Annotated in this window: 8 protein-coding genes and 1 tRNA gene; 5 read left to right on the top strand and 4 right to left on the bottom strand. The window is 38.4% G+C overall.

The window, feature by feature from the left end:
• Window positions 1-262 precede the first annotated feature (262 nt).
• Entirely contained in the window at window positions 263-1,870 is a 1,608-nt protein-coding gene (locus ABZP31_RS08955; protein WP_005406224.1) for a cytosine permease, read from the bottom strand.
• Between the two features lie 687 nt (window positions 1,871-2,557).
• Between ABZP31_RS08955 and ABZP31_RS08950 the strand changes: the two genes are divergently transcribed.
• From ABZP31_RS08950 to bla, 3 genes are all read left to right on the top strand, one after another.
• Entirely contained in the window at window positions 2,558-5,125 is a 2,568-nt protein-coding gene (locus ABZP31_RS08950) for an EAL domain-containing protein (RefSeq protein WP_248134992.1), read from the top strand.
• Window positions 5,126-5,735: 610 nt separating this feature from the next.
• Window positions 5,736-6,869, top strand: a complete 1,134-nt coding sequence (locus tag ABZP31_RS08945) for a 5-methyltetrahydropteroyltriglutamate--homocysteine S-methyltransferase (protein WP_248134990.1) — start codon at window positions 5,736-5,738, stop codon at window positions 6,867-6,869.
• A gap of 348 nt (window positions 6,870-7,217) precedes the next feature.
• Entirely contained in the window at window positions 7,218-8,081 is an 864-nt protein-coding gene (gene bla / locus ABZP31_RS08940; RefSeq protein ID WP_248134988.1) for a putative subclass B3 metallo-beta-lactamase, read from the top strand.
• Between the two features lie 111 nt (window positions 8,082-8,192).
• Here the strand turns inward: bla and ABZP31_RS08935 are convergent, their stop codons facing one another.
• Window positions 8,193-9,764 (bottom strand): amidohydrolase, encoded by a 1,572-nt coding sequence (locus tag ABZP31_RS08935; protein WP_248134986.1) that lies wholly within the window; start codon window positions 9,762-9,764, stop codon window positions 8,193-8,195.
• 430 nt (window positions 9,765-10,194) lie between these two features.
• Here ABZP31_RS08935 and ABZP31_RS08930 point away from each other — a divergent pair, with 430 nt between their 5' ends.
• Window positions 10,195-10,659, top strand: a complete 465-nt coding sequence (locus ABZP31_RS08930) for a DUF523 domain-containing protein (protein WP_248134984.1) — start codon at window positions 10,195-10,197, stop codon at window positions 10,657-10,659.
• A 95-nt stretch (window positions 10,660-10,754) separates the two neighbouring features.
• On the opposite strand, the gene ABZP31_RS08925 is transcribed toward ABZP31_RS08930, so the two are convergent.
• Window positions 10,755-10,830 (bottom strand) — tRNA-Gly (locus tag ABZP31_RS08925).
• A 169-nt stretch (window positions 10,831-10,999) separates the two neighbouring features.
• On the bottom strand, window positions 11,000-12,421 hold the full coding sequence (gene cysS, locus ABZP31_RS08920; RefSeq protein ID WP_248134982.1) for a cysteine--tRNA ligase: 1,422 nt from the start codon (window positions 12,419-12,421) through the stop codon (window positions 11,000-11,002).
• A 210-nt stretch (window positions 12,422-12,631) separates the two neighbouring features.
• Between cysS and ABZP31_RS08915 the strand changes: the two genes are divergently transcribed.
• Entirely contained in the window at window positions 12,632-13,609 is a 978-nt protein-coding gene (locus tag ABZP31_RS08915; protein WP_005019693.1) for an SIS domain-containing protein, read from the top strand.
• Window position 13,610: the final 1 nt, after the last annotated feature.

The raw sequence follows: 13,610 nt of genomic DNA, 5'->3' as shown, positions 1-13,610 counted from the left end.
TTATCGCTATAGTCTAAAGTAGCTGAAGAATTTAATAATAGAGATGATTAATTATTCAAATATAAGATATTTCATTTTTAATTATCATTAAATTTAAAAATAAGAGTGAATTAATTATTTTAAAAGATTAGTAATAAATACTTTGAAATAAATTAATCAGTACAAAATATTAATATCTGGCAATAAAAATAGGCTTCTAAATAGAAGCCTGATGTATAATTTTATTATTTTCTTTATTTTTATTCTTGTTCTCTTATATTTATTATTTTTCCATTGTTTTGCACAAAGAACAGATCACTCCACTGTGCCGATGCGAATACATCACATCTGGCCGTTCATAATTTTCATTACATGCTACACAGTGATAGACAGTTGCTACCGGAGTCCCTTCTGTATCGTAGCGTGCCTCTTTCAGACCATCATTACTATTTTTAATATAGTATTTGCCCTTGGTCAGTAAACCCATCAGGGGCGTCAGGATAAAGGCTACCAATAATGCAATCAGTGGGGAATAAGGTGCCAGAAATTCACCAAGCAGGCCAAAGAATGCCGCAATAGATAGACCAGCCGCTACCAGAAATGACACCATGCCTACCGGGTTAATGTTATAAAGCATGTCACGGCGGTATTCAGGCTCTTTAGGAGAAAGCTTTAGTACGTATTTATTAATAGCAATATCAGTCGCAACCACCACTACCCAGGCAATTGCAAAGTTAGAGTAAAAACCTAGGATTTTACCTAAAACTGCAAACATATTGCCTTCCATCAGTGCCAGTGCAATGGCCAGATTGACCATCACAAAGATAATCCGACCCGGATAATGCTTGGTAATACGGGTATAAGCACTCGTCCAAGCCAGTGATCCTGAATAGGCATTGGTAACATTGATTTTGATCTGTGAAATTACCACCAGAATGACAGCAAGACTGAGAGCCAGCCAGCCTGGTAACATGTCATGGAATGCTGCATTGAACTGTTGCACAGGTTCAGTACTGTTTACACCTGGGATTTTTGTAAGAAGATAGAAACCTAAAAATGCCCCAATAATTTGCTTGATTGCACCCAAAATGACCCAACCCGGACCTGCAGAAATTACTGCGATCCACCAGGATTTACTATTTTCCTTAGTTTTAGCGGGCATAAAACGCAGGTAATCAATCTGTTCACCAATTTGCATGATGAGTGAAAGACAGATTCCTGCACCCAGCATGATTGCTGCCATGTCTAATACTGCAAATCCCTCATTTCCACCATAAGCAGCAAACTGGCTTACCAGATCAGGTTCCTGATAAATCAGGTAAGCAACTGGTCCGATCATCAGTATCAGCCAGATTGGGGTAGTCCAGACCTGTAATTTAGTGAGGGCTTTCATACCATAAATAACCAGTGGAATAACCAGCACGGTAGAGACCAGATAGCCTGCCCAGAGGGGAATACCTAAACCCAGTAATAAGCCTTGCGCCATGATAGATCCCTCAAGCGCAAAGAAAATAAAGGTAAAACTGGCAAAGATGATACTGGTTAGCACTGAACCAAAGTAGCCAAATCCAGCTCCACGTGTAATCAGGTCCAGATCAATATTGTAACGTGCTGCATAATAAGCCAGTGGAATACCTGTTAAAAAAATGATGAGCGCCGCAAATAGAATTGAAAACACTGCATTTGTAGTACCATATGCCATGCCGATACTGGCACCAATAGAAAAATCTGCCAGATAAGCAATTCCGCCTAATGCTGTAATGGCTACTACCTTTGGACTCCAGCGTCTAAAACTGTGAGGCGCATAACGTAACGTATAATCCTCTAGTGTTTCATTGGCGGCAGAAGAAGGACTATTCTCTAGTACATCTGTTGCTGATGAGTTATGCATCACAAACACTCCTGTTTTTATTTTGTGTTTGTCTAAATGCTTAGCAAAAGTAGTGCCAGTTTTCTAAATAAAAAATAAAATATATTAATTTGCTGAAAAATATAAATTAATATTTAAATAAAATTGTTGATCTAATTTAAAATTTATGTAAATTTTTAAAAATAGAACTAATTTAAGCCCCAATATGAAGCGGCCTTAGAAAATTATATACATTCGATTGAAATCTATTTTTATATGGTTTTATTATCTTTATGTAAATTAAAATTTATAAATTAGTATAAAGTAATAGATTTTAATTATTCTATTTTGCTTAAGAAATAAATTTAAAATTTATATTTATAAAAAATTATTAAGTATTAACCCATATTATTTAAATCAACTTAAAGCTAATATCTATACATTTATATCTTTAGTATAAAAGTCTAATAGATTTTATTAAAATTTTAATTATGTAAAAAATTAAACTATGAAGCTGGATCAGGGCCAGATTGATTTAATTCTAATTAAAACCTTCTTGGAGCTAGATTTCAGCAGATAAAAAATGGTAAAACTGAATCAAGATTACTTTCTAAAAACAAAAAATAGGCAACTAATGTAGAAAAATGGTGAATTAAGGTAGTTTGTTATAATAATAAGGCTAGGGATAAAGCTAGAATGTAAGAGAGCCAAGGAGGTTAGGGATTCTAAATGAATAACAATTGTGATGACCACGATACTTACCATATTTTTAATCTGATTGGTCAGCATACTGAACTTCATCTTATTTTAAGCGCGGCAAGTACCTGGCTAGAGTCCCGTATTTCAAATGTTCTTGTAGCTATTATGCTTTATTCTGAACAGGAACAAATCCTGAAATTTACAAGCGGCAAGCAGAATTTTTCTAAACAGTATGGGGAGACCATAGACAATATAAATATTGCACCAGATGAAAGAACATGTGGCAGGGCAGCATATTTGCGTAAAATGGTCGTCAGTGAAAATTTATTGAAAGATATTTACTGGACTCCCTATCAGGCCTCAATCAAGCTCGAAAAGCTTTGTACCTGCTGGTCGACGCCTATTCTTAGTGCACGGGGAACTCTTTACGGGACGTTTGCAACTTATTATCGGACATTAAGAAAACCTACTGATCATAATATCAAGTTATTAAAACAGGCTGCGGCCATGGTTGCCTTAGCAATTGAGCTTGACCTTGAGCGCAAGCAGAGAATTGCAATAAGCGAAAAATATAGTTCTTTTTATACTTATCACCCTGATGCAATTTTTGAAATTGATACGCAAGGTATCATGGTGAGTACAAATATTGCCTCTCGTAAAATTATTGGTTTTTCTGATGAGCAAATCAGGGGGAAGCATTACAGTTCATTTTTACCTGCTGAATATCGTGATATTGCCGATAAAGCGTTTAAAGAGGCAATGCAGGGAAATGCACAATACTATGAAATTCCGGCTTACCATGCTTCTGGTGAAATGATCTGGCTCGATCTGACTAATTTACCGATTAAACAAAATCATCAGGTAACGGGAGTATTCGGTATTGCCCGTGATATTACATTACGGCGTAAAAATCAGGAACACTTGCGGTTATTAAAACGTGGAGTGAATGCCAGTCCTAATGGAATTATAATTACGGATGCTACCGCCGAGCGAAAAATCGTTTATGTTAATCCAGCCTTTTTACATATGACGGGTTATACCGAAGAAGATGTTATGGGCAAGACATGCCACTTTTTGCAAGGGCCGGAGACAGAAGCTGAAAAGATTGCTTTAGTACAGCAGGCTTTAAAGGAACACAAAGAGATACAAGTAACCGTTAAAAATTATCGTAAAGACGGGAGCTGGTTCTGGAACCGTTTAATGTTGGGTCCGGTTTTTGATGAGGCAGGTAGATGTACACATTTTTTGGGAATTCAGGAAGATATTACTCAACAGCGTATTCATGAAGACTATATTACCCATCAGCATAGCCACGATCATTTGACTGGTCTAGCTAACCGGCAGACCTTTGAAACCAACTTACAGCAGGCCTTCGAAACTCAACATCATAGTTCCAAGCCTTTATTCCTCTGTTATATTGATCTAGACGATTTTAAGCCGCTCAATGATAGTCTGGGGCACCTGATTGGTGACCAGATTATTAAAAGTGTAAGCGACCGCCTGCAAGCACTTTTACAAACTGGCGATTTCTTGGGCCGTTTTGCAGGTGATGAGTTTGCGTTATTAATGGTGAATCGAAATAAACGGTCAGAAGTAATTACAACTGCTGAAGAGATTCTAAAACTCTTTACACAACCTTTTCAAATTGATGAGCATAAAATCCATCTGAGTGCCAGTATTGGTATTGTCGCTGATGACTGTTCTATACAGCGTTCGTCAGAACTTTTATATCATGCTGTTTTAGCCATGAAAGAAGCAAAAAGACAAGGTCGTAATACCTGGCACTGGTATGAAGAAGCCAATAAAAAAGTTATGCCAGAAATTGACTATGCGCACTTACGCCTAGAGCTGATGGAAGCTTTGAACGATAATCAATTTAATCTGTTTTACCAACCCTTAATTAATCCTGCAACTGGTCTGGTCAAAGGCGTGGAAGCACTCATCCGCTGGAATCATCCACAGCGGGGATATATTTTTCCCGATATTTTTATTCCTTTAGCTGAAAGAACGGGACAGATTGTTGCAATTGGACAATGGGTGCTCAAAAAAGCCTGTATGGATATTGCTGAATGGAATAAGACTCATCAGAGTCAGCTTACTGTTTCGGTTAATATTTCACCTTTACAGTTTCGTAGAGCAGGTTTCTTGCAAGAACTGGAACATGCACTGGAAATTAGCAAATTAACACCTGAGCTTCTCAAAATAGAAGTCACTGAGGGTATGGTAATTATTGGCGCTGACCGTGCTATTGAAATTTTAAAATCTATACGAGAGCTAGGGGTACAGGTATCTATAGATGACTTTGGTACAGGTTATTCCAGTTTAAGCTATTTACGACGTTTACCAATTAACCAGATCAAACTGGATCGCAGTTTTATTGAGCATCTTACAGAGAGTGACCAAGATGCTGCGATAGTTCAGTCCATTATCCATCTGGCCCATCAATTAAACCTGGAAGTTGTAGCCGAAGGAGTTGAAACCTTGAAACAGGCGGCCTTTCTCTACCAGCAGGGCTGTGATCTTTTACAAGGTTATTTTTATGCCCGTCCTGCGCCTATAACTGAATTAAAAACCATCTATATTTCATCATTAGGCTAATACGTACTGCAGAAGAATAAGGTCTAAAAAATAAATTGCATAGTACACCTATGACAAGAACATCGCTGTTTCTCATATAGATCAAATTGTATTCAAGAGCTGAATTAGTTGGAGCCCCATAGTTGCTACTCATGAGTAATGACGTTTGTTACAAATAACACCATCAATAGAATGATTAAATACGGATAAAAATTGGAGGCTATTAAAAGGCATTTGCAGAGTCAGAAAATTCTGGCTGTTGTGGGTTGAGATAATTTTTATAGTACTATAACTAAATAAAAAAAATTTTGGCTAAGAATTTGATGAATTCAATCTATTGTTATTAGTTTATTTTTTTCTAAACTCTAAGAAGTCATATTTAAATATTCAAATAACAGTTGACTGATAAATAAAGCCCTTTCTAAATTTTATCACTTCACAGGCTGATATATTTTCAATTTAACTTGAGTTTTGCTCATTATAGTGTTGTTTTAATCAGCATATATTAATATAAGATTATGTTTTTTATATTTATAATTTATTTTAAGGTTATTTTTTAATCATTCGCAAAAGTGAATAAAATTGTATTTAATGTATCTATATTGAATTTTATTAATATTAAGGCTGATTTATGAGCAATACATCTCCTCAAGCCCGAAAGCTATATGCTGGCTATAAAGCTGATCATGTGGGCAGTTTCCTGCGTCCTTTACGACTAAAAGAAGCACGTCAAGCTATTGCTGATGCCAAATTGAGCCAAGCTGAACTTACCCAGATCGAAAATGAAGAAATATTAAAGATTATTGAGTTGCAAAAAGAAAATAATATCAAGGCAATTACTGATGGCGAATTACGTCGTGCTTGGTGGCATTATGATTTTATGGAAAACCTGATCGGTGCTGAAGGGTATGAGGATAGTGTCGGTTTAAAGTTTCATGGTGTCGAGACCAAGCCCCATAATGTACGTATTGTAGGCAAACTCGATTTTCCAGAAAATCATCCACATCTGGCGCATTATAAATTTTTGCATGATGCGGTAGGCACTAATGGTGTGGCTAAAATGACCATTCCAAGTCCAAATATGATGATGCGGCCTAAATTACGTTTTAATAATACGTATGGTGAAGATATTCAGCAATATGTGGTCGACTTGGGACTGGCTTACTGCAAAGCAGTACAAGCATTTTATGACTTGGGCTGCCGGTATTTGCAGATTGATGATGTATTCTGGGCGTATTTGATCAGTGAAGAAGACCGTGCGCGTGAGCATGCTACCGGGGTCGACTTGGACCAGTTAGCTGACTTTTGTGTTCAGACCCTGAATATTGCCCTTGAAAATAAGCCCGAAGATCTGGTGATTGGTCTGCATATCTGTCGTGGTAATTTTTCTTCTACCTGGCACTACCAGGGAGGATATGAATCCATAGAAGACTATATCTTTAAACATCTTAAAAATATAGACCGCTATTTTCTGGAATATGACACAGAGCGCGCAGGTGGTTTTGAACCCTTGGCTAAACTACAAGGCAGCAATGCAGAAGTTGTTCTCGGTCTGATTACTTCGAAGGTAGAAGAGCTGGAAAATAAACAGGCCATCATCGCACGTATTCATGAAGCTTCCCAATATTTACCACTTGAACAGCTCGCACTTAGTCCACAATGTGGCTTCTCTTCAACCGAAGAAGGAAATAGAGTCCCTTACGACGCACAGTGGCGCAAACTTCAATTGGTGAATGAAATTGTGGCAGAAGTATGGGGAGAGTAATTTTATAATTAACTCTATTGGATAGATATTGAGCATAAAACTGGATAAAAAATCCAGTATTCTAAAAATAATAATAAAAAATTAATTATAAGAGAAACTTTATAAGAAAATTTTTTAACTTATTACAAGTAGCCAGTTTTATAAAAAAGTTAATTTTAATAAAATTAAAAACTGGCTCATTATTTTTTAATTATAAACTTAAAATAAAGAATTATTCTAACAGCTTTAATATTCTTGCAGCTAAAAACTAAAGCTAAAATATAATTTGAAAATATATTTTAATTTAATAGATTAATTTTTAAAATCCTTTATTTTTTTCGAAAGTATAAATATCAGGTGATGTTTTAAATGAAGATTAGAAATACGTTTTTATTCATTTTCGGTCTTGCTACAGTCTCTACAGGCAATATCCTTGCCGAGCCTTTGAAGCTACCAGCAGAATGGACACAAAGTATAGAGCCTTTCAGGATTGCTGGTTCTATCTACTATGTGGGTACGCGCGGTTTAGGCTCGTATCTTATTGTTTCTGGTTCTAAAGCTATATTAATTGACACAGGCCTAACTGAAAATGCTGCTTTAATTGAGCAAAATATACTGAAACTTGGGCTAAACCTTTCAGATGTAAAGATTATTTTGGTCAGCCATGCACACTGGGATCATGTTGGAGCTTTAGCGCAAATTCAGAAGAATACAGGTGCTAAAGTATTTGCTATGGATAAAGAGGTTACAGCTTTATCGACAGGTAAGCCTAAAGGAGACAATATTCTTCAGTCCTTTTCTTATACTCCGGTTAAAGTTGACCATATATTAAGAGATAAAGAAGTCATTAAAATGGGGAAAATACATCTTAAGGCAACCTTAACTCCCGGCCACACTCCTGGGTGTACCACCTGGTCAACCAGTTTAAAAGAACATGGAAAAACCCTGAAAGTAGTATTTCCATGCAGCTTATCTGTTGCCGGAAATGTATTATCGAATAATCAGACTTATCCAGGTATCGTACAGGATTATCAGCTGAGTTTTCGCCGCTTAAGCAAAATGCCTGCTGATATTGTACTGACCAGCCATCCTGAAGCAGCCGATCTTATGAACCGAAAAGCGAAGTCTGAGGCAGGACAGCTTGATGCTTTCACAGATCGGAAACTCCTGGAAAAAATTATTAAAGATGCTGAATTTTCTTTTAATCAGTCTCTTGATAACCAGAAAAAATAATATATTAAAAGAGCCTCTCTCATAAAGACGGCTCTAATTTTTCTTAAATTAATACTAGCCCATTCAAACTATAACCTTACTTTCACTTTATTAAAGGTTGCCCCGAAATAATTAATGATCATGGCTATCTGGTTGCTCAGTCACACGCTCTTTCGATGTGTGATCGGTTTGAGCATCATAGAGAATCTTGCCATTAAACATAGTCATTAGAACCTGTGCATTTTCCAGTTCTTCAGCCTTAAGCTTATATAAATTATGGCTCATTACAACCAGATCAGCAGCCTTACCTACCTCAATTGAACCAGTTTCGTTTTCAGCAAAAATTGCTTCAGCGCCGTTGATTGTATGGCTGGCAAGCATTCTGCTTAAAGGGATGCCAGATTGAACACCGGCAGAGATTCGCGTCATCGGATAGAATTCACGTACTGGATAATCACTAGATGAACTAAGCTGTACATTGGTATCGAAAAATGCTTTAGGTAAGGGATGACCATCTGCACGGATACCTAATGAGAGAAAGCGCGGTATAGTCGGGATAGCCTCATCACTGACGTGTGTAATCATGTGGCGTGCATCGCGCTTGCCATTCTGTTTTTGGGCATACTCCAAAGCATCAAGCATAAGGTTGTAAGTACTGGTTGGTCCTATATCATGAATATAGATGCGGAATTTTTCACGGTCCAATGCAGCTACGGTTTTTTTCAGAACTTCCTGATCCCAGACGACTGAACCATATGTACTGCTTGCACCTGTGCCAAAAATTTTGATTGAATCTGTCTTGAAGAATTTGCCATGATATTTTACACGGCGTTCTACGAAACCTGGAATCTGTTCAGTACCACGTGTTTCATCTGCCCATTGTAATAAATCATAACGCACGGTTAATTCACCTTCAGTATCTAGAGCTTTTATAGCGTCCAGAAAACTGTCTGTTGGATAATGCAATGGCACAAGAACAGAAGTCACACCACGCTGTGGCGCCAGATTTTTTTGAAATGAAAGTATGGCAGCTTTATATTCGGCTACTGTAAAGTCAGGTTGGGGAAGTGTACTAATAACCAGATTTTGTGCTCCAAACTCACGGAAGATTCCGGTTGGGGTACCTTGGCTATCGCGGTCAATAAATGCTCCCACCGGGTCTGGAGTAGTTGCATTGATACCTGCATTTTGCATGGCGCGGGTATTTGCCCATACTTCATGGTGTCCATGAGTAATAAATACAGCCGGAATATCTTTACCCACAATTTCATCCAGCAGTTGTGCTGGCGAACGTCCTGCTGCTTTTGCCTGTGCCAGTACATAGTTCAAGTTCCATCCGACACCACGTACCTGCTTGGCTTCAGGCTGCTTTGCAAGAAAATTCTGGGAAGCCGCTTTATAAGAGTCCAAAGAAGGGGCTTCCAGATTTACCCAGTATATATTTTCTGCTCGTAAATAAGCATGATTATGCGTATCTACAAAGCCAGGGAGCAACATTTTTCCCTTCAAGTTTATTATTTGGGTGTCCTTGCCACGCCACTCTTTTAGTCCCGTATCATCACCTACATAGACAATTTTACCTTCTTTGACTGCTACCGCTTCTGCTTCTGGCAATTTGGGGTCCATGGTATAAACTGAACCGCTTTCAAAAATCAGATCCGCTGAGCGTATCTGCTCATATTTATCATCACCACAAGCAGCCAAGGTGAGGGCTAAAGTGCTTGCCAGCGTAAGCTTAAAAAAATATGCGGTGTTTTTGAAACATAATAGGGTCGTCCTTGTTATTATTTCTGGGTTACTACCTGAAAATAATTTAATGAAAATTTTCTTGATTAATAGTCTTGATCTGAAATGTTACGCTGCATAACTTAGGAGATAATATGAGATGAGTCAAAAACCTAAGTGGTATATTGTTATACCTTTAAAGGTATAGTTAAAATATAGAAGTCTAAACTTGTCATATAATTAAAAAATATTTTTAATATTTTATTCTGGAGATTTTATAATGAGTTAAATATAGAATATCTTGATTGATTAATCATTTTATTTCGAGAATACAGAACTTAAAGAAATATATTTTATCGAGAGCCGCCTTTAAAATTGAACAGATGAGATAGAGAGTAGAAAAATTATTATGGTTAAATACTTAATTAGTGCGTGTCTGGTTGGTGAGAATGTGCGCTACAACGGTGGAAACTGCTTGCAGGAAAAGCTGAAATATTTAATTGAATCGCATCAGGCAATCAGTTTCTGTCCAGAAGTAGCAGGAGGGTTAAGTACACCACGATTACCTGCTGAAATTGTAGGTGGTCAGGCACAAGACGTATTTAATCAGCAGGCAGTAGTCTTAGACTCATCGGGTCAGGATGTCACACAGGCTTTTATAAATGGCGCCTATCAAACTTTGGAAATGGTACAACAGAATCATATCAGCCATGTCATTCTAAAAGCAGACAGTCCATCTTGTGGTTCAAAACTGATTTATGATGGCTCATTTACCGGAAAGAAAATTCCAGGCGAAGGAATGACTGCTATTTTACTTAGGCAGCATGGAATCATCGTGATGACTGAAGATGAATTTATGGAACAGCTTAATTAAACTCTTATAGAAAAATTCTGATGCTATGTTCGACCTTATTTATAGAATAGCCATAAAAAAAGCCTTTATCTCTAAGATAAAGGCTTTTTAAATTCTGGAGCGGGAAACGAGACTCGAACTCGCGACCCCAACCTTGGCAAGGTTGTGCTCTACCAACTGAGCTATTCCCGCAATATGCAGCGTATTATAAGGCCTGTTCCGGGCTTGTCAATTAGCTGTTGTATCAACCGATGGTATTTTAAACTTTTTCACAACTCTATAGAGATATTTTTCAGTGTTATTTCCGAGAAATATACAGTAAAACAGGACAAAAACTAAAAATAGTCTTTGTCCGGCTTGTTTAATCTGCACGTCGCCATAAGGTGCCCTGACGGGTATCTTCAAGAACTACACCTTGGTCCAACAGATTTTGTCGGATGGCATCTGCTTTGGTAAAGTCTTTTGCTTTTTTCGCATCTACACGCTGCTGAATAAGCTCTTCAATTTCACTTTCAGACAATCCAAGTGCTTCCTGACCAATATCAGATCTTAAAAAGTCATCTACATTGTGCTGAACCAGACCTAAAATATTGGTCAGGTGACGCAATGTGGAATAAAAAACTTTAGCCTGTTCAGCATTTTCTTCTTTCAGGGCACGGTTGAGTTCCTTTGCAAGTTCAAACAGAACAGCCATTGCTTCCGCGGTGTTAAAATCATCACACATTGCTGTATTAAAGCGTTCAAGATGTATTTGACTAAAATGATCTGTCAGTTCTTCATTAAACTGCTGCTGGTATGCTTTAAAAGCATGGTAAAACCGGGTAAGGGCTGTTTTAGCTTCTTTAAGTGCTACATCAGAAAAGTTGACCGGACTGCGATAATGTGAAGACACGATAAAATAGCGAATAACTTCTGGATGGAATTTCTCCATCACGTCACGAATAGTAAAGAAGTTGCCGAGAGATTTTGACATTTTCTCGCCGTCTACATTAATAAAACCGACGTGCATCCAGTAATTTACATATTGTTCACCGGTTGCGGCTTCACTTTGTGCAATCTCATTTTCATGATGTGGAAATAGCAGGTCACTGCCGCCACCGTGGATATCAAAATGATTGCCGAGGCAGCAGGTCGACATGGCCGAGCATTCAATATGCCAGCCTGGACGTCCTTTGCCCCATGGAGAATTCCAGAAAGGCTCATTTTCTTTGGCATGTTTCCAGAGAACAAAGTCAAAAGGATGTTTCTTGTCGACTTCCACATCAACCCGATCAGAGGCTCCGGCTTGCATGTCATCAAGTTTTCGGCCAGAGAGACGACCATATTTATTGAACTGTTCAACCTGAAAGTAAACATCGCCATTTGTTGCCGGGTAAGCACTACCATTGTCTACCAGCTTGCCAATCATATTCTGCATCTGGTCGATATATTCAGTTGCGCGTGGTGCTTCATCCGGTTCAAGACAGCCAAGGCGATACGCATCTTCATTCATGGCCTGAATGAAACGGTCGGTCAGAGCCTGGATTGTTTCGCCATTCTCGTTGGCACGTTTGATAATTTTGTCATCAATATCAGTAATATTACGTACGTATTTGACTTCCCAACCCTGACTGCGCAAAAAACGGATAATATAGTCAAACGCAACCATAACCCGTGCATGCCCAATATGACAGTAGTCATACACGGTCATGCCGCAAACATACATGTCGATATGGCCCGCTTTACGCGGTACAAATTCAACTTTTTTACGTTGCTCCGAGTTGTATAAAACAAATGGCTGCATACAGGTCTTCACATACTCAAACAAAGGTAGTTCATCATAACTGAAGCGATATATTTCATAAAGTTTTATGCATTAATTTTATAGACTTGTGAAAAGTTCAGATTTAGAAAGCGGACTTTTACAGACCTATGTTAAAATGGGGAAAATTTTTCTCCTGACATTATTCAACTCTTAAAGAGTTAAGGTAAGTTGAGCTTGAATTCATCCAATATGACGCAGCAGATTGATTTTCAAAAAGTTGCTCGAGAAACATTACAGATAGAACAGCAGGCTTTAGAGATTCTGGCTGCACAGATTGATACACGCTTTGAACGCGCCTGCGAAATCATCTTGCAGTGTAAAGGCCGTGTTGTGGTTACAGGTATGGGCAAGTCAGGACATATCGGCCGTAAAATGGCCGCAACTTTTGCTTCAACCGGAACGCCTTCATTCTTTATGCATCCGGGTGAAGCAGGACATGGTGATCTGGGCATGCTGGTCCGTGGAGATGTGCTGATTGCAATCTCTAATTCTGGCAAAAGCGATGAAATCATGATGCTCATGCCTTTGATCAAACATCTGGAAGTGCCTTTAATTACTATCAGTGGTACTGAAAGTGGCCCAATGCCACAGAATGCTGATGTTGCATTAACGCTTGGCGAGTTAACAGAGGCCTGTCCGCTGGGTCTGGCGCCAACCTCAAGCACTACTGCTACATTGGCCCTAGGTGATGCACTTGCGGTCGCACTGCTAGAAGCGCGTGGCTTTACGGCGGATGATTTTGCCCGCTCTCATCCGGCTGGGGCATTAGGCAAACGTTTACTTTTGCATGTAAAACATTTGATGCATAAAGATGATGAGCTGCCAAAAGTCAGTCCTGATACACCGATGAATCAAGTTCTCTATGAAATTTCCAATAAACGCTTGGGCTTAACCACTGTTGTAGATACACAAAATACTTTATTGGGTATTTTTACCGATGGTGATCTGCGTCGTCTGATTGATCGTCAGCAAGGTTTTGATGTAAACCTGCCGGTATCGGAAGTAATGATCAAAGATCCGTATACCATTTCTCAGGAAGCGCGTGCTGTTGAGGCACTTGAATTATTACGTGATAAAAAGATCAATCAGTTTGTGGTCGTAGACCAGTCGAATAAAGTTATTGGTGTTATCAGTATGCATGATCTGATTCAGGCTGGAGTGAATTAAA

Origin of the sequence: Acinetobacter sp. FL, from assembly GCF_040744925.1 — a bacterium.
Taxonomy (GTDB): Bacteria; Pseudomonadota; Gammaproteobacteria; order Pseudomonadales; family Moraxellaceae; genus Acinetobacter; species Acinetobacter radioresistens.
The sequence above is the reverse complement of the archived record's forward strand: the minus strand, read 5'-3'. Positions and strand labels throughout refer to the sequence as shown.

What these genes read in the sequence shown, in the direction of transcription:
- ABZP31_RS08955 (WP_005406224.1), bottom strand. Translation starts at nt 1,870, where the DNA reads ATGCATAACTCATCAGCAACAGATGTACTAGAGAATAGTCCTTCTTCT.
- ABZP31_RS08950 (WP_248134992.1), top strand. Translation starts at nt 2,558, where the DNA reads ATGAATAACAATTGTGATGACCACGATACTTACCATATTTTTAATCTG.
- ABZP31_RS08945 (WP_248134990.1), top strand. Translation starts at nt 5,736, where the DNA reads ATGAGCAATACATCTCCTCAAGCCCGAAAGCTATATGCTGGCTATAAA.
- bla (WP_248134988.1), top strand. Translation starts at nt 7,218, where the DNA reads ATGAAGATTAGAAATACGTTTTTATTCATTTTCGGTCTTGCTACAGTC.
- ABZP31_RS08930 (WP_248134984.1), top strand. Translation starts at nt 10,195, where the DNA reads ATGGTTAAATACTTAATTAGTGCGTGTCTGGTTGGTGAGAATGTGCGC.
- cysS (WP_248134982.1), bottom strand. Translation starts at nt 12,421, where the DNA reads ATGCAGCCATTTGTTTTATACAACTCGGAGCAACGTAAAAAAGTTGAA.
- ABZP31_RS08915 (WP_005019693.1), top strand. Translation starts at nt 12,632, where the DNA reads ATGACGCAGCAGATTGATTTTCAAAAAGTTGCTCGAGAAACATTACAG.